Raw genomic sequence first — 21,631 nt, forward strand, 5'->3', positions numbered from 1 at the left:
CTATTCAAAATATTGGCCAAAGATGTTTGAAATCAATCCAATCAAAAACCGCCTACAGGATGTGTCTGAACGCACTAATGTCCTGAGGGGGTACCTTTGACTACGACGCTAAGAAAGAGCGTCTAGAAGAGGTAAATGCAGAACTTGAACAACCGGATGTATGGAACGAACCTGAGCGTGCTCAAGCACTCGGTAAAGAACGTGCATCACTAGAAGCTGTCGTTGAAACCATTGATTTACTCGATCAAGGTGTTGAAGACGTGGATGGCTTGCTAGAGTTAGCGGTTGAAGAACAAGATCAAGAAACTTTTGATGAAATCGAGCCTGAGCTGGCTGAGCTGGAAGCGAAACTGAATAAGTTAGAATTCCGCCGCATGTTCTCTGGCGACCATGATGCTTCCGATTGCTACATTGATTTGCAATCAGGCTCTGGTGGTACAGAAGCTCAGGACTGGACTTCAATGATGCTGCGTATGTACTTACGTTGGGCAGAAGCGAAAGGCTTCAAAGTTGAAGTTATTGAAGTATCCGATGGTGATGTTGCTGGCCTTAAAGGTGCAACAGTACGTATTGCCGGTGAATACGCTTATGGTTGGCTTCGTACTGAAACCGGTGTACACCGTTTAGTGCGTAAATCACCCTTTGATTCTAGCGGTCGTCGCCATACTTCATTTGCTTCTGCATTTATCTATCCTGAGATTGATGACAACATTAAGATCGATATTAACCCATCTGATCTTCGCATTGACGTATACCGCGCCTCTGGTGCTGGTGGTCAGCACGTTAACACCACTGAGTCTGCGGTACGTATTACGCACGTACCAACCAATATCGTGGTTCAATGCCAGAATGACCGTTCTCAGCATAAAAACAAAGACCAAGCAATGAAGCAACTACGTGCGAAATTGTTTGAGTTTGAATTGCAAAAGCAAAATGCTGAGAAACAAGCAAACGAAGATGCAAAATCCGACATCGGATGGGGCAGCCAAATTCGCTCATACGTACTGGATGATTCTCGTATCAAGGATCTTCGTACTGGTGTAGAAAACCGAAATACGCAAGCCGTTTTAGACGGCGACCTAGACAAATTTATCGAAGCCAGCCTTAAGTCTGGACTGTAATAAGGGTTAAATATGACTGAGCAAGTTCAAATTGATGAAAACAAACTGATTGCAGAGCGCCGTGCGAAACTAGATTCGATCCGCAAGGAATGCAAGGCAAACGGTCACCCTAACGACTTCCGTCGTGACAGTCTAGCTGGTGACCTTCAAGCACAGTTTGGTGAGAAAACCAAAGAAGAGTTAGAAGAACTGAACCATGTAGTGGCTGTTGCAGGTCGTATCATGGCAAAGCGTGGTCCTTTCTTAGTGATCCAAGAAACTTCTGGCCGTATCCAAGGTTACGCTGCTAAAGACGTACAAAAAGCGCTTAAAGCACAATATCAAGGTCTTGATATCGGTGACATTATCGGTATTAAAGGTGCGCTACATAAATCAGGTAAAGGCGATCTTTACGTGAACATGGAAGAGTACGAATTGCTGACTAAAGCACTTCGTCCACTACCAGAAAAATTCCACGGTCTAACTGACCAAGAGATGCGTTACCGTCAACGTTACGTTGATTTGATCGTAAACGAAGATTCTCGTCATGCGTTTATTATTCGCTCTAAACTAGTGTCTGCTATTCGTAACTTTATGAGTGGTAAAGGCTACCTAGAAGTCGAAACGCCAATGATGCACGTGATTCCTGGCGGCGCAACCGCACGTCCATTTATCACTCACCACAACGCACTGGATATCGACATGTACCTACGTGTTGCACCAGAGCTTTACCTGAAGCGTTTGGTTGTGGGTGGCTTTGACCGTGTATTTGAGATCAACCGTAACTTCCGTAACGAAGGTCTTTCTCCACGTCACAACCCAGAATTCACTATGATGGAATTCTACCAAGCTTACTCTGACTACAAAGATCTAATGGATCTGACTGAAGAGATGCTAAGCACGGTAGCGGTTGAAGTTCTTGGTTCAACAGCAATGCCTTACGGCGATGAAACGGTTGAGTTTGGTGGCAAATATGCACGTATGAGCATGTTTGAAGCGATTAAACAATACAACCCAGATCATGCTGAAATTCAAGCAATGACCGAAGAAGACATTCAAGACCGTGACAAGATGGTGGCGATTGCAAAATCTGTTCACGTTCAAGTAGAAACGTTCTGGACGTGTGGTCAACTTCTTGAAGAGATCTTTGGTGAAACGGCTGAGCCTCAACTGATTCAACCTACTTTCATTACGGGTTACCCAGCAGATATCTCTCCACTGGCGCGTCGTAGTGACAGCAACCCATTCTTTACTGACCGTTTTGAGTTCTTTATCGGTGGTCGTGAAGTGGCAAATGGTTTCTCTGAGCTTAATGATGCAGAAGACCAAGATGCGCGCTTTAAAGCGCAAGTTGATGCAAAAGATGCAGGTGATGATGAAGCAATGTACTACGATGCAGACTACATTACTGCACTAGAGCATGGTCTACCACCAACAGCAGGCCAAGGTATTGGTATCGATCGTCTAGCGATGCTATTTACTAACACGCACACTATTCGTGACGTGATTCTATTCCCTGCAATGCGCCCACAACAATAACCACTGTTGCAGTAGCGCGTTAACATAACAACGATGAAGCCACATCATTACTGATGTGGCTTTTTTTATGTGCCTACTTCAACAGGTTCTACTTCTTCTTGCAGTTCCAGTAAGTTAATGGCAATCGTCACAAAGTCACTGTCAGTGATAATGCCTACCAGTTTTCCATTTTCCACCACTGGCAAACAGCCTACTTTGCGTTTTTGAATCATTAAGGCGCTTTCTTTTAGCCCTGCATGCGGGCTGACCGTAATGACGTTTTTCGACATCGCTTGATTGAGTGGGGTAGTGAGGGTGTAGTTGTCTGTGGTAGGGCTGGCTTGTAAGCTGGAATCTTGGGCGGCGAGTATATCTCTGTGTGTCACAAGGCCAAGTAGCTTGTCATCCACATCGACAACAGGTACGTGCCTTACTTCATGTTCAGTCATTAGCTTTTGTGCGTCAGCAAGGGTATTGGAACGCAACAGCGTATAGGGGTTACGAGTCATAAGATCGACAATTTTTATCATAATGCTCTCCTAGCGAGTGACGTAGTCATATCTCTCATTTAACTATAGTAATCAGGACGTATTTTTACTTTGATTTACTCCTAACATTTGAGCAAATTTGTTATTTTCCGTTCTTAAAGGTGAACCGCAATCAACCTAGCTTCGCTGGGTTCTTGTTGTTGTCGCTCCGTTTTGTTTTTTAGCACCTAGCTCCTTTGTGTAGTGCGGGGCTATCTATAATGAATTACGTGCAATAGAGGGCTTTAATCAACGACTTCTTTATCTTTCCTTGATCTTGTCTGGTGGCAATCTATACTAGCGCCCTGCAAAATATTTAGCCTAGGATCGTTATTCGCCATGCAAGTTTCTGATTTTCATTTTGACCTACCCGATGAATTGATCGCACGTTATCCGACGCCGGATCGTACTTCGAGCCGTTTACTGCAACTGACGGGTAATAGCGGTGAGGTTCAGGATAAACACTTCACTGATATTTTAGATCTTGTTAACGAAGGAGACTTGTTGGTATTCAATAATACCCGAGTGATTCCTGCGCGTGTCTTTGGCCGTAAAGCCAGTGGTGGCAAGATTGAAGTGTTGGTTGAGCGAATGGTCGATGAGCACACTGTTTTAGCGCATGTGCGCGCCTCTAAGTCTCCTAAGCCGGGGACTGAGTTGTTGCTTGGCGATAAAGATCAATACTCAGCAGTGATGGTGGCAAGACACGATGCGTTGTTTGAGATTCGCTTTACCTCAGACAAAGCTGTATTACAGATCCTAGAAGAAGTCGGCCACATGCCACTGCCGCCTTACATTGATCGCCCTGATGAAGATTCTGATCAAGAGCGCTATCAAACTGTATACAACGCTAAGCCGGGCGCAGTAGCAGCCCCTACGGCTGGGTTGCATTTTGATGATGAAATCTTAGCTAAAATTAAAGCTAAAGGCGCAAAACTTGCGTTCGTTACTTTGCATGTTGGCGCAGGCACATTCCAACCCGTCCGTGTTGACAACATTCTTGAACATCACATGCATGCTGAATATGTTGAAGTGACTCAAGATGTGGTGGATGCCATCAACGAAACCAAAGCGCAAGGTGGTCGAGTGATTGCTGTGGGCACCACTTCTGTTCGCTCACTAGAAAGTGCGGCGCAAGACGCTGTGAAAAAGGGCACTGAACTTAAGCCTTTCTTTGGCGATACCGATATCTTTATCTATCCGGGTTATCAATTTCAGTTAATCGATTGCCTGCTAACTAATTTCCACTTACCTGAATCAACTTTGATCATGTTGGTTAGCGCGTTCGCTGGATATGATAATGTGATGCAAGCCTACAAACATGCGGTTGAGCACAACTATCGTTTCTTTAGTTATGGCGATGCAATGTTTGTGACTCGTTTAGGGTTATAAACGAAGGTTTGTCGGTAAAGTCCGGCAAGTAAAAAAGCAAAGTTAGATACCGTTCTCGTTTGCTGTGAACGGTTCGATACAATTCATTTTATGAGCGGTGATAGGGTTAAGAGACTTATTGAGTAAGGCTTAATCGCTAATGGCCGCTCTTTTTTGGGACAAGGTAAAAGTACACTCGTTGTCCTAAACTAACCGTCAGATTGTTTCTCTGGCATATTGGAGTAATTTGTGAAATTTCAACTTAAGAAAACGGACGGCAAAGCTCGTCGTGGTCAATTGGAGTTTGAACGCGGTTCGGTTCAAACCCCTGCATTTATGCCGGTAGGTACTTACGGTACTGTTAAAGGCATGACTCCTGAAGAAGTAAAAGGAACAGGTGCAGAAATCCTGTTAGGTAATACCTTTCACTTGTGGCTAAGACCGGGTCAAGAAGTCATGAAATTACATGGCGATTTACACGATTTTATGAACTGGCAGGGTCCTATTCTTACTGACTCAGGCGGTTTTCAAGTATTTAGCTTAGGCGACTTACGTAAAATCACTGAAAAAGGTGTGCATTTTCGCAACCCAGTGAATGGCGACAAAATCTTTATGGATGCCGAAAAGTCTATGGAGATCCAAAAAGACCTAGGTTCTGACATCGTCATGATTTTTGATGAATGCACGCCGTATCCTGCGACTCACAGCGAAGCGAAAAAATCGATGGAAATGTCACTGCGTTGGGCGCAACGTTCTCGTGACCATTTCAACAAACTAGAAAACCCTAATGCGCTGTTTGGTATTGTGCAAGGTGGTGTTTACGAAGATTTGCGTGATGTATCTGTGGAAGGTCTGACTAAAATTGACTTTGACGGTTACGCCGTTGGCGGTCTTGCAGTCGGTGAACCTAAAGAAGATATGCACCGCATTCTTGAGCATACTTGCCCACAATTACCGACAGATAAACCGCGTTATCTAATGGGTGTGGGTAAACCAGAAGACCTAGTAGAAGGTGTTCGCCGTGGTATTGATATGTTCGATTGCGTAATGCCCACTCGAAATGCTCGCAATGGACACCTATTTGTGACTGGCGGTGTGATCAAGATCCGAAACGCGAAACATAAAATAGATACAACACCTCTAGATCCTGAGTGTGACTGTTACACTTGTCGCAACTATTCTAAATCGTATTTGCATCATCTAGATCGTTGTAATGAAATCTTGGGCGCTCGTCTGAATACCATTCATAACCTTCGTTATTATCAACGTCTAATGGAAAGCATTCGCAAAGCCATTGACGAAGATAGATTCGATGCTTTCGTAGAAGAGTTTTACGCTCGTCGTGATAGAGACGTGCCGCCGATGCTAAAAGCTGACGCATAATAATAAATAATTAAACTGGTCATGTAATAATACAAATTATAACGACCAGTCATGAGGCTTTATCGTTCAACCCTTGAAAAAGGGACGGTGAGGCCACATTTAGTGTTATAACTTAAATTAACGAATATTTTTAAAGAGGATTTTTAATGAGTTTATTTATTTCTCAAGCTCACGCAGCGACTGAAGGTGCTGCTCAAGGCGGTGGTTTCGAAATGCTGATCATGCTTGGTATGTTCGCAGTTATTTTCTACTTCATGATTTACCGTCCACAGTCTAAGCGCGCAAAAGAGCATAAAAACCTTCTTGCTTCGATGACTAAAGGCGACGAAGTACTAACTAGCGGTGGTTTAGTGGGTAAAATCGCTTCTGTTTCAGAAGAAAACGATTTCATCTCTATCGAGCTAAATGCTAACAATGTAGTTGTTATCAAGAAAGACTTTGTTACTGCAGTGCTACCTAAAGGTACGCTGAAATCTCTTTAAGAACAGCTAGAGGATCCTCGCTGTGTTAAACCGTTATCCGTTATGGAAGTACTTGATGGTCGTGATGGCCATTTTAGTCGCGGCACTGTATGCCCTTCCGAATCTTTACGGTGAAGATCCAGCCATACAAATCACAGGAGCACGTGGTGCTTCTGTTGATATGGCAACCATGGATACTATCACCAATGCTCTTGATAAAGAGAATCTATCTCATAAGTCCGTTTCGTTAGAAAATGGCTCAATTCTAGTTCGCTTTAATGACACGGATACCCAAATTGGTGCTCGTGATGTTATTTCTGAAGCTCTAGGTCCAGATGCTATTGTGGCTCTTAACCTTGCGGCTTCAACTCCTAGCTGGTTAGAAAGTATTGGCGCGGCGCCAATGAAGCTTGGTCTTGATTTACGTGGCGGTGTTCACTTCTTGATGGAAGTGGATATGGACTCGGCAATGAACAAGCTTATCTCACAGCAGGAAGAAGCCTTCCGTAGTGAGCTACGTGAAGAGAAAATTCGTTACCGTGCTATTCATGCAGGTAAAGACTCTGTTGAAGTGACATTGCGTAATGCTGAGCAACTGGCTCAAGCAGAAAGCACATTAAAATCAAAACACCCAGATATGTTGTTTACTGATTCAGACAGCAATGGTCGTTTTGTGCTAAGTGCCACCTTTACAGAGGCTCGCCTTACTGAAATTCGTAACTACGCCGTTGAGCAAAACATCACGATTTTGCGTAACCGTGTAAACGAGCTGGGTGTTGCTGAACCTTTAGTTCAACGTCAAGGTGCAAGCCGCATCGTAGTTGAACTGCCAGGTGTTCAAGACACCGCTCGTGCTAAAGAAATTCTAGGTGCTACAGCCACTCTAGAGTTCCGCGAAGTTGACATGCAGGCTGATTTATCAGCGGCAGCTAACGGTCGTGTTCCTGCGGGCAGTGAAGTGAAGTTTGACCGTGATGGTCGCCCAGCGGTACTGAAAAAACGCGTTATTCTTGGCGGTTCAAGCATTACAGATGCAAGTTCTAGTGCCGATGAATACGGTCGTCCTCAAGTTAACATCTCGCTAGATAGCGAAGGTGGTAGCAAGATGGCCGCTTTCTCTCGCCAAAACATTGGCAAGTTGATGGCCACAGTATTTGCTGAGTACAAAGACAGTGGTAAGCGTACTCCTGAAGGCAAAGTGATTCTTGATAAACACGAAGAAGTGATCAACCAAGCGACGATTCAGTCTGCGCTAGGTCGTAGCTTCCGTATTACAGGCATCGACTCTGCTGCTGAAGCTCATAACTTAGCCTTGCTACTTCGTGCTGGTGCCTTGATTGCGCCAATCTCGATTGTAGAAGAACGTACAATTGGTCCATCAATGGGTCAACAGAACATCGATATGGGTGTTCAAGCGTGTCTATGGGGCTTGGTAGCAGTAATGCTATTCACACTGGTTTACTACCGTAAATTTGGTTTCATTGCCAACATGGCGCTGATTGCTAACCTTGTATTGATCATTGGTATTATGTCGATGATCCCAGGGGCGACAATGACGCTGCCGGGTATTGCGGGTATTGTATTGACCGTTGGTATGGCTGTTGATGCGAACGTTCTGATCTTTGAGCGTATACGTGAAGAGCTAAGAGAAGGACGCAGTCCTCAACAAGCGATTCACCAAGGCTACGCCAATGCCTTTAGTACGATTGCGGATGCTAACATCACTACTCTATTAACAGCGATCATTCTGTTTGCTGTCGGTACGGGTGCGATTAAAGGCTTTGCTGTAACACTGTCGATCGGTATTTTAACCTCAATGTTTACTGCGATTATTGGTACACGTTGTGTGGTTAACCTGCTGTATGGCGGTAAACGTGTGACTAAACTGTCGATCTAACTGAAGGTATTTCCATGTTTCAAATATTGAAAAGTGAAGGAACGATCGACTTTATGCGCTGGTCAAAAGGCGCGGTTGTTTTTTCATTACTAATGATTGCAGCTTCAATCTACACCATTTCAACTAACTGGTTGAACTGGGGTCTGGATTTTACCGGCGGTACGCTGATTGAAGTGGGTTTTGAGAACCCTGCCAACCTAGAAGAAATTCGTACTTCATTGAGCGATAGAGGGTTTGGCGATGCAACGGTACAGAACTTTGGTTCTGCTCGTGATGTTATGGTTCGTCTGCGTCCTCATGAAGGTCTACAAGGTGAGCAACTTGGTCTTCAAATTATCCATGCATTGGAAGAAGGCACTGGTGAATCTGTAGAAATGCGTCGTGTGGAGTTCGTTGGACCTAACGTGGGTGATGAACTTGCAGAAGCGGGTGGTTTGGCCATCATCGTTTCTCTGATTTGTATCTTGATGTATGTTTCTATGCGTTTTGAATGGCGTCTAGCAGCAGGTGCGGTATTGGCACTGGCGCACGATGTTATCATTACCATCGGCATCTTCTCTATCATGCAAATTGAAGTTGACTTAACCATCGTAGCAGCATTGTTAACGGTAGTGGGTTACTCACTCAACGATACCATCGTAGTATTTGACCGGATTCGTGAGAATTTCCGTCGAGTACGTAAAGGTGGCTCTGTTGAGATCATCAATGGTGCAATCACTCAAACATTAAGCCGTACCTTGATTACCTCTGGTACGACCTTGTTTGTGGTTATCGCCCTATTTACTAAGGGTGGTGCAAATATCCATGGTTTCGCAACCGCATTGCTATTGGGTATCACTGTAGGTACATATTCATCTATCTACGTAGCATCTAACTTAGCTCTGAAATTGGGCGTATCTCGTGAGCACTTGATGCCACCTAAAGTTGAGAAGGAAGGCGCAGAATTTGACGAAATGCCTTAAGCCTTTGTCTATTTTCTAGTAGTCTTTTTAAACGGCCAACGATGTGTTGGCCGTTTTTGTTTTTGGCTAAAGCGGTAAGGATACACAATGTCAGTAATTACAAGAGACAGTGCAGTCACTATGCATTTTGCGATCAAGCTTGAAGATGGGTCAGTGGCAGACAGCACATATCAAATGGGCAAACCGGCTAAGCTTGTGATCGGTGATGGTAGTTTGAGTGAGAGCTTTGAAGCCTGTTTACTGGGACTAAAAGCCGGGGATAAAAACAGTGTCGAGCTTAAGGCTATTGATGCTTTTGGTTTGCCTAATCCAGACAATATTCATCATATGGATCGCGCTAAATTTGTTGGTGAAGCGCAAGTTGAGGTGGGCACAATCATGGCATTCAACGGCCCTGATGGCATGGAAATCCCCGGTATTATTACCGAGATTGCAGGAGACTCTGTCACTGTCGATTTCAATCACCCGTTAGCGGGACGTGATGTCACGTTTGATGTTGAAATCGTTTCAATAGATTAAATGCGGCAATAACCACTCACTATTTAGGGTTATTACTGTCTTGAGCTTTCCTCAATAATGTCGGTACAATGAGCGCGATTTGAGGTTGCTCATTAACTGAGTAGCAAGGCCTTCACCAATGAAAGATATGACAATGGAAATTTTATTAGCCAACCCTCGTGGTTTTTGTGCCGGTGTTGACCGAGCTATTAGCATCGTTGAACGAGCGCTAGAGATGTACCAGCCTCCTATCTACGTCCGACACGAAGTGGTGCACAATCGTTTTGTCGTTGAAGGGCTTAAAGCTCGCGGCGCCGTTTTTGTTGAAGAGCTGAGTGAAGTGCCTGATGACAATATTGTTATTTTTTCCGCGCACGGCGTATCGCAAGCAGTACGTAAAGAAGCCAAGCTGCGTGAATTAACCGTATTTGATGCTACCTGCCCACTAGTGACTAAAGTACATATGGAGGTGGCTCGCGCCAGTCGCAAGCATATTGAAGTGGTACTGATTGGTCATGCTGGTCATCCTGAAGTTGAAGGGACCATGGGGCAATACGCAAGCGAGCAAGGCGGAATGTATTTGGTTGAGAAGCCAGACGATGTTGATGCGTTGCTGGGGGCTGTTAAGGATTCGGCTAATCTTCATTACGTCAGCCAAACGACATTGTCTGTTGATGAGACAGCGGATGTGATTGATCGTCTTCGTCAGGTGTTTCCTCATATTCAAGGGCCACGTAAAGATGATATTTGTTACGCAACGCAAAATCGTCAAGATGCGGTACGTACGATGGCAAATGAAGTGGATGTCATGATTGTGGTAGGGTCTAAAAACTCTTCAAACTCGACCCGCTTAAAAGAATTAGCTGAGAAGCTAGGTACGCCAGCATATCTAACGGATTGCCCCGAAGATCTGAATGCACAGTGGTTTAAAAATAAAACTAAGGTTGGTATGACCGCGGGGGCTTCAGCGCCTGAAGAGTTAGTTAATACCATCTTAGAAAAAATAAAAACACTCTCTGATTGCAACCTAGTGACAGAAATTACCGGTCGTGAAGAGAACATGTTCTTCGAAGTACCAAAAGAGCTGCAAGTCAAAAATCTCTAATTTGAATTCATAAAATAAACGGGCTCTCAATGTATTGAGAGCCCGTTTTTCATTGGTTCTATACGGTGGTATTAGGCATTTTTAGGAATGACTTTAGGCTTTTCTTCGTCCAATAAATCATTTTCACCTTTGCCTTTCGACACTTTGATCACGGTTCGAGTAATACCTAGCATGGTGACAACACCAATAATCGTAGATATTTGCATATCCAAGCCAAAGCCTAATGTAGCGTTGTTTAAGATGAAAGTAATACATACTGTGGTCATGAACATCGCTGGGATAGTTGTGATCCAATGGAATTTATTATAACGAAGCAAATAGGCAGAGGCTGTCCATAACATCATCACTGCCGTAGTTTGGTTCGCAAAACCGAAGTAGCGCCAGATAACGCCGAAGTCCACTTGAGTTAGGATGCCGCCAACGATAAAGAGTGGCACAGCCATCATGAGGCGATTGCGCATGTTGCGTTGATCTAGGTTGAAGTATTCAGCCAGAATCAAACGACTAGAGCGGAAAGCCGTATCACCTGAAGTGATAGGCAGAATGACTACCCCAAGAAAGGCAATCACACCACCGAAGACGCCTAATAGACCAAATGATGAGTCATACACCACTTTACCTGGTCCACCATTGGCAACTACGTCAGAGAGTGCATCCACAGAGCCAAAGAAAGATAATGCCAACGCACACCAAATCAGAGCGATAATGCCTTCACCGATCATTGCACCATAGAATACAAAGCGTCCATTGGTTTCATTTTCAATACAGCGGGCCATCAATGGTGACTGAGTAGCGTGGAAGCCAGAAATTGCACCGCAAGCGATGGTAATGAATAACGCAGGCCATAAAGGTAGATCGTTCGGGTTCATGTTGGAAAACATGTCACTGACTTCAAAGTTACCTAAAATAGCGTGATCACTAGATATCGCAACAGCACTGATTAGGCCGACAGACATAAAGATCAATAGCGCGCCAAACAAAGGGTAGAAGCGACCAATAATTTTATCGACAGGTACAATAGTCGCAATGATGTAGTAGATGAAGATAATGCTGACCATTGTCCCCATACCTACTGTTAGGCTGGTTTTATCATTGATTAGGTTGGTGATCATACCTGCTGGTGCAGAGACGAAAACCACGCCAACGAGAAGTAAAAGCACAATAGCAAAGATGTTCATAAAGTGTTTAGCGCCCTTGCCTAGATAACGTCCGGTCAAGGTAGGCACGGAGGCTCCGCCATTACGAATAGACAGCATGCCTGAGAAGTAATCGTGGACGGCACCCGCAAAAACACAGCCTAATACAATCCACAACATCGCAGCAGGACCGTATAAAGCACCCATGATTGGGCCAAATATAGGGCCGACACCCGCGATATTTAAAAGCTGAACCAAGTACACTTTTTTGGTCGACATAGGTACATAGTCAACCCCATCTTGCTTAGTCAGGGCAGGGGTTTGACGCGCAGCATTAATGCCAAATATTTTTTCAACTATGGAGCCGTAGATAAAGTAGCCAGCAACGAGTGCCGCTACACAGGTAAGAAACCACATCATATCCGTATTCTCTCTTATTAGGGTTTATTCATTAAAATATCTATTGATATAGTATTGAAAGCCTTAAACCACTGCCTTAGGTGAGTCAGTCAGTGGTCGGATACTGAGTTAAGTGGTGAAATACTCAGATGAATGGTTTTTGCTTTTAGCGCGTCTTCGAAAATGTGATCTAGGTGTGCTAAGCTCATAAAAAACAATATGTTAAGTAGGTCACAATGAAAGGATTAAAGCTGTTTTTACTGGCGATTATTCCACTGTTATTTGCCTGTGCCAGTAGTGATGAAGCATTAGTCGCAAAAGGGGATTGGAAGGGGGTCGGGTATTCAGATGCGATTAAAGGAAAAACGCAACGCTCGTATGCTGCTCTCAATAAACTGGGCGCAGCTAATGTCAATGACTATGAAGAAGGGTACACACTCGGATTAAAAGAGTACTGCAATCCTAATTTTGCCTATCAGATTGGTTTATCTGGACAGTATTACCAAGGGATTTGCGCAGGAACGCCTCAAGCACAGAAGTTTCGTATGGAATGGCAGCGTGGGTGGAATGACCAAGATTAGTCCAAGCTTGTTAATAAAGCTGGGTCACTACAAGATAAAGAAAACCGGGCAGTTCAATGAACTGCCCGGTTTTTATAAGCTTCTGTCTTAGAAGGTGTTAAAGCCAAAGTACTCTACTTGGATACTATTTGGATTACCCCAAGTCAGTGTTGGGCTACCTAAGTCAGCTTTGGTATTCGCGTTACATTGAGCGTCACCACACAGCGCGGTAAGGTCTCTGTTATAACCCATAATGAACTGAATGTAGTAAGGAATGTTATTTGGTTTTAGCATAGTTTCATTGACAGGATCATGTGCGTAGCCCCAAGTGTGGCTAAACTCATGCGCTACCAATGGTACTTGACCAAAACCGGCATGCAGTAGTGTGTCTTCTTCAACGGTCATTACTACTTTTTGCTGCGAGCCTTTTGCCGCGGCCATACCGTAGTCAAAACCAGATTTGCTGCCTGATAAAACCACTTTTAGTTTGTGGCTTTCAGTGGTTGCTAGAGAATCTGCTTTTAATTGCGCGTAGCTTCCCGGCATTGAAGTGTTAAACGGACCAGGCTGACCTTGAGTGGCTTTATCAAGCATTGCCATGTTATTACCATTATCAAACTCGGTAGCAAACTCTGGCGTATTGTATAAGAACATCACTTCACCAAAGATGCGTTTAAAGCGTGCTTTTAGCTCTGGTGTCCAGTTCGTTTGAATGTATCCAGGAGTATTGTTCGTCGCAGGAGAAACAAACTCAAACTCAGCAGGGTTAGTGCCGTGGAAGATAAGATCTGTGTCTGCTGTCGCGAGCATTTTTTGAATATTAGCCGCAATTTTAGGATCTTTACTTGCCTTCTCAACGACTAATTTAGCATCTTGCTCATCTAGGTAGAATTTAGCTTCTAGCTGAGATTTTAGATCTGTTGCGGTAACGGTTTTTGCTGTAGTTACACCATTGGTCGCTGTTTGCGGAATTGGCGGAATAGCAGATACAGAAGCGTTGATATCGCCAGTGTAATAGTCTTGTAGGTTCTCACGAATGCTTTTCTTAGTACCATTGTCAGAAGTAATCTTAGTATCAAGGTGAGTGTTCAGGTAGTGAATTTGGACGGCTAATTCATTCCAGTCATATGTATCACCATTTAAGTTTTTGGTGTACGGGAAGTCTGCACCTAATGTAAATACAGGAGTGCCTTTAGCACTGCTAAGCTCTTGCATGAAATCTTTAATAGAGTTCAGTGTTTCATTGTATTCAGGCCAACCCATAGCGTGTTGGATAGAAGACAACTCAGCTTGCAATGCAAACGGAATAAGGCCGGCAGTAGAACCTGGGAATGCGGTTGCAATATCAGAGTGCTGTTCTTTTTCTGCTTTCGCTAAGATCTCTTGAGTCGCTTGAGGGTCTTTCGCATAAGCGGATGCCATTGCTGCGTCTAAACCTGCAATTAACATTAAATCTTGTTTACGAGCAGTCTCATCTTTATTGAGAGGTAGGCTTGCGAGTTCACCATCTTCAGGACCTTTGATTGACTTCTTTTCATGATGTTTTGAGTCATGACAGCCACTCAGTGCGATAGCACTTGCTATTAATGTCGCTAAAGCCAGTTTTGATGTATTGAATTGCATAGAACCTCTTCTCAATTGCTCATAAAATGACGTTTGTTTTATTTCAAAAGCACGGCGCTGGGCAGAACTTTAATATGAAATATCAAACGACATTGATGTTTTCTTGTTGTGATAAAGTTTATTTTTGTGAACTAGATCAAGCAACAATTAAAATTGAGAAGTTATTTTCCTTCGCGAATTTACATGATATTAATCTACCCTGACATTCTCTGAACAAAGCAGGGTAGTTAATGATGTATTCTATATGGTTCTTTTAGCGAATAAACCCTTGCTGTTGGCTTAGCAGGGTGGCCGCTTGAACACGGTTTTTTCCGCTGAGTTGCATCATAATGGCCAGTTTCACATTCATTTCAGCTTCCTCTAATAGCGCCTTAGCGCTATGTTCATCACAGTCAGTCGCTTGCATGACAATACGAACGGCTCTGGCGACCAGTTTCTTATTGGTTGGTTTTACATCCACCATAAGGTTTTGATAAACCTTACCAATTTTTATCATGCTGGCGGTGGAAAGCATGTTTAAGACCAGCTTTTGTGCCGTTCCTGCTTTTAGACGAGTTGAGCCGGTTAATATTTCAGGCCCGACAATCGGTGAAATTGCAATATCGGCATTGGAGGCGATGTCAGAGTTGGGATTACAAGAAATGGAGATAGTGGTAGCTTGCATGTCATTCGCGTACTTTAAGCCGCCGATGACATAGGGAGTTCGGCCACTGGCGGCAATTCCGACTACGACATCTTGTGCGGTTAGTACTAGTGCTTTTAAATCTTGCTCGGCTAAAGTCAGGCTATCTTCCGCCCCTTCTTGAGCTTGGAACATGGCTTCTTTACCACCGGCAATCACGCCTACAACCATCTCTTTATCAACACTGAATGTCGGTGGACACTCAGATGCATCCAGCACTCCAAGTCGTCCACTGGTCCCTGCACCGATATAGATTAGGCGCCCGCCTTGAGTAAATGCGTGGTAAATAGCATCGACTGCTTTGGCAATGTGTGGCAGCTCTTTGTGTATCGCGACAGGCACTTCTGCGTCTGCTTGGTTCATCTTTTCGACGATCTCTAAAGTGCTTAGGGTATCGATCTGCATGGTGTTCGGGTTTCTATTTTCGGAAACCAATTTAGCAAGCGTATCAATTAATGTGGTTTGTGACATGGTGAAGCCTATTCTGCGTGGTAGATGATGCCCAGTGACGTTGCTTTACTCGCCCCTGTAACTTTGGGTAAATTGCTTGGCAGGTTGTGAATGCGTCGATAGGCGAGCCAAGCAAACGCGAGTGCTTCCATATAATCGCCACTAATACCTTGCGAGTCAGTCGTATTCACTTGCCATTGTGGCAATAGTGCTTGTAAGCGCTCAATAAGAGCGGGGTTGTTTGCTCCTCCACCACAAACCAACAATTGGTCTTGGTGTTGACTTTGATAGAGCTGACACTGATCCGCTATGGATCGTGCGGTAAACTCCAGCAGACTTGCCTGCACGTCTTCCGCTGGCAATACGTCATTAAGTTGACCGAGTATGTGTTCTAGCCAAGCCAAATTGTAGTGCTCTCTGCCTGTACTTTTAGGAGGCGACTGTTGTAGGTAAGCGTCTTGCATCAAGCATTCAATCAGTGATGAATTCACTTGACCACTTAAGGCAAACTCCCCCTCACGATCAAAGGGTAAATGAAGATGTTTTTTCACCCATGCATCCATCAACATATTGCCTGGACCCGTATCATAGCCGAGTACTTCTCCAGTAGGTTGAAGGACTGAAATATTGGCAATACCTCCAATATTGAGCACGATTTTACAGCTGTTTGAAGTTGGGAAGAGCGTTTGATGATAAGCAGGAACCAGCGGTGCACCTTGCCCACCGAGTGCCATATCTTTGCGTCTAAAGTCTGCGACGATTGTTATGCCTGTCTTGATAGCAATGAGATTAGCATCGCCGATCTGAGTGGTAAATGGATGCACACCGGTCGGTTGATGATAGACGGTTTGCCCGTGGCAACCTATGGCGGTGATGTCACTGGCTTGGAGTTTTAGATGCTTTAAGAAGGCATTACTTGCTTCTGCGTATAGTAGGGCAAATTGATGGTCTAACTCCCCCAGTACTTTTAAGGTGGTGGGTTGTCCCTGACACACTTGTAGAGTCTGTTGTTTAAGTGCTTCCGGCAAGGGGTATTCAAAGGTATCTAAACAGTGCGTCACCCCTTGATCAAAGTGGGCTAGAGCAAGGTCTACACCATCTAGGCTAGTTCCCGACATGATACCAATATAGAGCTCTTTTTTATCCATATTTGAGATATTTGATCCGTTCTTTGATTGTCAAAATACAATAAACTGAATACTCTGTGAATGCCACATTAGATATACGAATAAGGATTAAAAATGGGCCCGTTATGGCTTGATGTTAACAGCTATGAAATAGATGCCGAAGAGAAAGAGATCCTACAACATCCTATGGTTGGCGGGGTTATTCTATTCACTCGTAATTACCATGATAACAATCAGTTACAGGCATTAACTGAATCAATTCGTGCTGCTGCTAAACGTCCTATCTTAATTGGTGTTGACCAAGAAGGTGGGCGTGTGCAACGTTTCAAAGAAGGGTTTACTCGTATCCCTGCAGCACAAACATTTGCCTCTAAAACCAATGGTGATGAGCTCGCTAAACAAGCGGGTTGGTTAATGGCCGCAGAGGTCATGGCACATGGTATTGACCTAAGTTTTGCTCCAGTGCTAGACCAAGGTCATCAATGTCTGGCGATAGGGTCTAGAGCGTTTGGTGAAGATAAAGCAACCATACTTAAGCACAGTTCTGCGTTTATGTTAGGTATGAAACAAGCAGGGATGGCAACCACGGGTAAACATTTCCCAGGCCATGGTGGCGTCATTGCCGATTCTCATAAAGAAACGCCAGTCGATACAAGAAATACGATTTTTGACACTGATATGGCTATCTTTCGAGCTCAGATTGAGGCTGGACTGTTAGATGCAATGATGCCAGCGCACGTGGTGTACCCAGAATACGACGATAAGCCCGCCAGCGGCTCTCAGTATTGGCTCAAAAAAGTATTGCGCGAACAGCTTGCTTTTCAAGGTTTGATTTTCTCTGATGATCTGAACATGGAAGGGGCTGACGTTATGGGAGGGCCAGTAGAGAAGGCACTACAAAGCCTAAGAGCTGGCTGTGACATGATATTGATGTGTAATAATCGCAATAGTGCGATTGAAATTATTGATACTTTGCCTGTCACTCAAGTTCTCAATGCATCGACACTAATAAAGAAAGTGTCATTTACTATGGATGAGTTACGTTTAAGCAGACAGTGGAAAGAGGCAACAGCTGCGCTAGCTAAAGCCGAGCTTCTCTTTTAATACTTTTAAATACCGTCGACTGACGGGAGCATGATAGCCACTCATAGTCACAATCTCCGCTAATCCTTGCTCTAGGAGTTTGATTTCTCGAATGGCTTTCGTGCTGACCAAATATTGTCGATGGCAACGTATGAGGGGCGTTTTTTCTTCTAGTACCTTCAAAGTCAGTTGGCTGCTGGTGGTGTGCTGCGCGGTTTGAATGTTCACACCACTAAAGTCACTGTATGCCACTTCAATATCGTCTATGGGAATTAACATTATACGGTTGTGACCAGAGCAAGGAACTTGATCAAGGGTTGCCGGTGTAATGCTGGATAAGTCTACTGGCGGCAGTTGCTTTTTAAATCGCTTATTGAGACGACAGATGGTTTTATTCAGTCTGGCCGGATCAATAGGTTTGAGTAGATAATCAAAAGCGTTATCTTCAAATGCCTGTAATGCGTATTGATCGTAGGCCGTCACAAAGACGACTGCTGGCATATTCTCAGGATCGAGCATACTCAATAGCTCGATTCCGGAGACTTGCGGCATATGTATATCCAAAAAGACGACATCGGGCTTGAGAGTATTAATTTTTTGCAGCCCTTGGATCGCATTTCCTGCTTGAGCGATCACTTCGATCTGCTGGGTTTGCTCTATAAAGTCGATGAGATCTTCTCTCGCAAATAGCTCATCATCAATCACAAGGGCGGTAAGCATTATTGTTCTCATTATGGTTTGGGAATGGTAAAACTCATCCGAGTGTAGTGTTTAGGTTTACACTCCACTCGTAGTTGATGCTGTTCACCAAAGTAGTTGGTGAGCCGTTTTCCTGCAATGTGCATCCCAAGACCTGTTTGATCTTTGCTGTCAGGTTTATAACGGCCAGCGTTGTCTTCTACGGTAATTCGAAACCCTTTTTTATCTTCACAGCTATAGATTTTTACCACTCCACCGTCTAAAAGATTAGATACCCCGTGTTTGATGGCATTCTCTACTAAGGGTTGCAAAGTAAAACTGGGCATCATCTGCTCAAGTAAATGTTCTGCAATATCAATATCGACTTCTAAGCGATCGACAAAGCGTGCCTTTTCTATCGTAAGGTAAGAATTGACGTGAGCGAGTTCTTCTTTGAGAGTAACAAATTCGGTATTTCTCTTCAGATTACCGCGGAAAAACTGTGAAAGATGTTGGATTAACTCACGAGCCTTATTTGGATCGCGACGAGTAATCGCACTGATCGTATTGAGAGCATTGAACAAAAAATGCGGATTGACCTGAGCGTGCAGCAGCTTGATTTCAGCTTGGGACAGCAGCATCTTTTTTTGTTGGTATTCACTGTATAAGATCTGCCGAGAAAGTAGCTCAGCAATACCTTTTGCCATCGTGGTATTGATCGAAGAAAACAACTTAACTCTAGGTTCATAGAGCTTGATGGTGCCGATGACTTTATCAGCTGCAATTAAAGGAATAACCAGCGCGGATCCTAGTTTACACTCAGGTGATAGTGAGCATTGATATGGGCTTTTCCTACCATCGAGATAGATAATGCGTTGCTCTTTAATTGAAGTAAGAGTGTACTCAGAAGATATCGGGGTATTAGGGATATGGTGATCCGATCCCATGCCTTCAAAGGCGAGTATTTTTTCCTTGTCTGTAATCGCAACGGCACCGACCTTTGTTTCATCTTGAATAATGTGCGCGATCTTTTGTGCGCTGTTGCTGTTGAGCCCATCCGCTAGCAGGCCAACGCAACGTTCAGCAATATTGAGTGCACGTCGAGAGTAGTTGGATGAGTATTTTTCTAAAATAGCTCGTCGATCTCGTAAAATACTGATAAAGAATGCCGCACCGAGAGAGTTGGCTAAAATCATCGGAATGGCGATGGACTCCACCAAGTTAATTGCTTGAGATGTCGGTTTAGCCACGATGACAATAATGATCATCTGAACCACTTCCGCTATCAAAGTGACATTAAAGACGATGGTGGCGCTAAACAGACGATCCACTTTACCTTTTCGCAGCATGTACATATGCACCAGTCCACCAATCAGCCCTTCGGTAGTGGTAGAAATGGCGCAGGCAACATCGGTGAAACCGCCCATAGAATAACGATGTAAACCTCCCGTCAGGCCCACAGCAAAGCCCACTATTGGTCCGCCAAATATCCCACCTAGTACAGCGCCAATCGCTCGAGTATTGGCAATGGCATCCCCAATTTGCAGTCCAAAATAGGTCCCCAGAATACAAAATAGTGAAAACATCACGTAACAGATGAACTTGTGGCTCAGCCTTTCTGAAATATTCAGTAAAGGGATGACCAGTGGGGTTTTGCTTAAGGTATACGCCACCATGAGGTAGACACACATTTGCTGCAGTAAAGAGAGAATGAGTTCCATGTCGGGAGTAAGATTAAGATCAGGTAGGCTTAATTGTATAGATAGCCACCAGTAATACAGTGATAGCGCTTGTGAATACTGACTTTTATTTTCCGCTAAGAAAGAGGCTTAACCCTTAGAAAACAAACACTACAAACCGCCGTGTAAATTATAGTTTACATGTAGTGTAATAAATTACGTACAAAAGCCTTGCTTTAATCTTATTTTCGGGTATTGTTGAAACATATCTTAGAAATTACGTACAAAATTATTTACGGTGACACTATGCAACGCAGCGAACTCAGTAACGTTAATATCAGCCAAGAACAAATTCTTATTACTCCTGAAGAGCTAAAAAGAAAGATCCCGTTGAGTGAAACTGCACGCCAGTTTGTTCAGCAATCACGTGAAACTATTGCCAATATTGTCGACAAAAAAGATCATCGTCTATTAGTGGTATGTGGTCCTTGTTCTATCCATGATGTAGAAGCGGCAAAAGAATACGCTAAGCGTTTAAAAGCGTTGTCTGATGTTGTGGGTGACCAACTATTATTGGTGATGCGTGTTTACTTTGAAAAACCTCGTACAACGGTTGGTTGGAAAGGGCTTATCAATGACCCGCATTTGGACGGTTCTTTTGATATCGAACATGGTTTGCATATTGCGAGAAAGCTGTTGGTTGAATTAGCAGATATGGGTATCCCATTGGCAACCGAAGCGCTTGATCCAATCAGCCCTCAATACCTAGCGGATACGTTTAGCTGGTCTGCAATTGGTGCTCGTACTACGGAGTCACAAACTCACCGTGAAATGGCAAGTGGCCTTTCAATGCCTGTAGGCTTTAAAAATGGTACTGACGGTAGCCTTTCTACAGCGATTAATGCAATGCAAGCGGCATCTTCTAGCCACCGTTTTATCGGTATTAACCGTGAAGGCCAAGTTGCTCTATTAACAACTAAAGGTAATCCTGATGGTCACGTAATTCTACGTGGCGGTAAGCAAACCAACTACGATTCAGTATCGGTACGCGAGTGTGAAGAAGAATTGGCAAAAGCGGGTCTGGATGCTGCGTTAATGATTGACTGTAGCCACGCTAACTCACGCAAAGACTTCCGTCGCCAACCATTGGTTGCTGCGGATGCTATCCAACAAATTCGTGAAGGCAACAAATCTATTATTGGTTTGATGATTGAAAGTAACATTCATGAAGGTAACCAAGGTACTGATATTCCATTGGATCAATTGCAATACGGTGTGTCTATTACTGATGCTTGTATCAATTGGGACTCAACTGAGGCACTATTGCTGAAAGCTCGTGAAGAGCTAATCCCAATTTTACACGATAGAATTAAGTAAGTAGTAGAGTACAAA

The 21,631-nt window shown here is 44.0% G+C and carries 19 protein-coding genes; 12 read left to right on the forward strand and 7 right to left on the reverse strand.

Annotated features, from left to right (window positions below; translation table 11 throughout):
* Positions 1–22: 22 nt before the first annotated feature.
* A protein-coding gene (gene prfB, locus VEZ01S_RS12590) for a peptide chain release factor 2 (RefSeq protein WP_119005721.1) occupies positions 23–1,121 on the forward strand; the annotation gives its coding sequence in 2 pieces (ribosomal slippage) (positions 23–97 and positions 99–1,121; 1,098 coding nt in all).
* Between the two features lie 12 nt (positions 1,122–1,133).
* On the forward strand, positions 1,134–2,639 hold the full coding sequence (gene lysS, locus VEZ01S_RS12595; RefSeq protein WP_021714426.1) for a lysine--tRNA ligase: 1,506 nt from the start codon (positions 1,134–1,136) through the stop codon (positions 2,637–2,639).
* 65 nt (positions 2,640–2,704) lie between these two features.
* Here lysS and VEZ01S_RS12600 read toward each other — a convergent pair whose 3' ends face one another.
* The gene (locus tag VEZ01S_RS12600; RefSeq protein WP_021714427.1) at positions 2,705–3,148 is read right to left on the reverse strand and encodes a CBS domain-containing protein; all 444 of its coding nucleotides are present in this window, start codon (positions 3,146–3,148) and stop codon (positions 2,705–2,707) included.
* A gap of 336 nt (positions 3,149–3,484) precedes the next feature.
* Between VEZ01S_RS12600 and queA the strand changes: the two genes are divergently transcribed.
* The 7 genes from queA (at position 3,485) to ispH (ending at position 10,822) form a co-directional block, all read left to right on the forward strand.
* Positions 3,485–4,537, forward strand: coding sequence for a tRNA preQ1(34) S-adenosylmethionine ribosyltransferase-isomerase QueA (gene queA, locus VEZ01S_RS12605; protein ID WP_021714428.1), 1,053 nt, complete (start codon positions 3,485–3,487; stop codon positions 4,535–4,537).
* A 228-nt stretch (positions 4,538–4,765) separates the two neighbouring features.
* A complete protein-coding gene (tgt, locus tag VEZ01S_RS12610) occupies positions 4,766–5,899 on the forward strand; it encodes a tRNA guanosine(34) transglycosylase Tgt (protein ID WP_021714429.1) in 1,134 nt (377 codons plus the stop codon).
* Between the two features lie 146 nt (positions 5,900–6,045).
* The gene (gene yajC, locus VEZ01S_RS12615) at positions 6,046–6,381 is read left to right on the forward strand and encodes a preprotein translocase subunit YajC (protein ID WP_021714430.1); all 336 of its coding nucleotides are present in this window, start codon (positions 6,046–6,048) and stop codon (positions 6,379–6,381) included.
* Between the two features lie 22 nt (positions 6,382–6,403).
* Positions 6,404–8,257, forward strand: a complete 1,854-nt coding sequence (secD, locus tag VEZ01S_RS12620; protein ID WP_021714431.1) for a protein translocase subunit SecD — start codon at positions 6,404–6,406, stop codon at positions 8,255–8,257.
* Positions 8,258–8,271: 14 nt separating this feature from the next.
* Positions 8,272–9,219 (forward strand): protein translocase subunit SecF, encoded by a 948-nt coding sequence (gene secF / locus VEZ01S_RS12625; protein WP_021714432.1) that lies wholly within the window; start codon positions 8,272–8,274, stop codon positions 9,217–9,219.
* An 87-nt stretch (positions 9,220–9,306) separates the two neighbouring features.
* Positions 9,307–9,738: an FKBP-type peptidyl-prolyl cis-trans isomerase gene (gene fkpB, locus VEZ01S_RS12630; RefSeq protein WP_021714433.1), complete on the forward strand. Its 432-nt coding sequence runs from the start codon at positions 9,307–9,309 to the stop codon at positions 9,736–9,738.
* A gap of 133 nt (positions 9,739–9,871) precedes the next feature.
* Complete coding sequence (gene ispH, locus VEZ01S_RS12635) at positions 9,872–10,822, forward strand: 4-hydroxy-3-methylbut-2-enyl diphosphate reductase (RefSeq protein WP_040890882.1); 951 nt, start codon at positions 9,872–9,874, stop codon at positions 10,820–10,822.
* Between the two features lie 71 nt (positions 10,823–10,893).
* Here ispH and VEZ01S_RS12640 read toward each other — a convergent pair whose 3' ends face one another.
* Positions 10,894–12,378 carry a carbon starvation CstA family protein gene (locus VEZ01S_RS12640; protein WP_021714435.1) on the reverse strand — a complete coding sequence of 495 codons (1,485 nt, stop codon included), beginning with the start codon at positions 12,376–12,378 and terminating at the stop codon, positions 10,894–10,896.
* Between the two features lie 215 nt (positions 12,379–12,593).
* On the opposite strand from VEZ01S_RS12640, the gene VEZ01S_RS12645 reads away from it, so the two are divergent.
* The gene (locus tag VEZ01S_RS12645) at positions 12,594–12,938 is read left to right on the forward strand and encodes a DUF2799 domain-containing protein (protein WP_021714436.1); all 345 of its coding nucleotides are present in this window, start codon (positions 12,594–12,596) and stop codon (positions 12,936–12,938) included.
* A gap of 87 nt (positions 12,939–13,025) precedes the next feature.
* On the opposite strand, the gene VEZ01S_RS12650 is transcribed toward VEZ01S_RS12645, so the two are convergent.
* From VEZ01S_RS12650 to VEZ01S_RS12660, 3 genes are all read right to left on the reverse strand, one after another.
* On the reverse strand, positions 13,026–14,540 hold the full coding sequence (locus VEZ01S_RS12650; protein ID WP_021714437.1) for a hypothetical protein: 1,515 nt from the start codon (positions 14,538–14,540) through the stop codon (positions 13,026–13,028).
* A gap of 253 nt (positions 14,541–14,793) precedes the next feature.
* A complete protein-coding gene (murQ, locus tag VEZ01S_RS12655) occupies positions 14,794–15,693 on the reverse strand; it encodes an N-acetylmuramic acid 6-phosphate etherase (RefSeq protein WP_021714438.1) in 900 nt (299 codons plus the stop codon).
* 8 nt (positions 15,694–15,701) lie between these two features.
* Complete coding sequence (locus VEZ01S_RS12660) at positions 15,702–16,820, reverse strand: anhydro-N-acetylmuramic acid kinase (RefSeq protein WP_021714439.1); 1,119 nt, start codon at positions 16,818–16,820, stop codon at positions 15,702–15,704.
* A 93-nt stretch (positions 16,821–16,913) separates the two neighbouring features.
* On the opposite strand from VEZ01S_RS12660, the gene nagZ reads away from it, so the two are divergent.
* Complete coding sequence (nagZ, locus tag VEZ01S_RS12665) at positions 16,914–17,903, forward strand: beta-N-acetylhexosaminidase (RefSeq protein ID WP_021714440.1); 990 nt, start codon at positions 16,914–16,916, stop codon at positions 17,901–17,903.
* Here the strand turns inward: nagZ and btsR are convergent.
* On the reverse strand, positions 17,877–18,602 hold the full coding sequence (gene btsR / locus VEZ01S_RS12670; protein WP_021714441.1) for a two-component system response regulator BtsR: 726 nt from the start codon (positions 18,600–18,602) through the stop codon (positions 17,877–17,879). The genes nagZ and btsR overlap by 27 nt on opposite strands.
* Before the next feature lie 11 nt (positions 18,603–18,613).
* Positions 18,614–20,281, reverse strand: a complete 1,668-nt coding sequence (locus tag VEZ01S_RS12675; protein ID WP_021714442.1) for a sensor histidine kinase — start codon at positions 20,279–20,281, stop codon at positions 18,614–18,616.
* A gap of 264 nt (positions 20,282–20,545) precedes the next feature.
* Between VEZ01S_RS12675 and VEZ01S_RS12680 the strand changes: the two genes are divergently transcribed.
* Complete coding sequence (locus VEZ01S_RS12680) at positions 20,546–21,616, forward strand: 3-deoxy-7-phosphoheptulonate synthase (RefSeq protein ID WP_021714443.1); 1,071 nt, start codon at positions 20,546–20,548, stop codon at positions 21,614–21,616.
* Positions 21,617–21,631: the final 15 nt, after the last annotated feature.

It is taken from the genome of Vibrio ezurae NBRC 102218, from assembly GCF_000467185.1.
GTDB classification, from domain to species: domain Bacteria; phylum Pseudomonadota; class Gammaproteobacteria; order Enterobacterales; family Vibrionaceae; genus Vibrio; species Vibrio ezurae.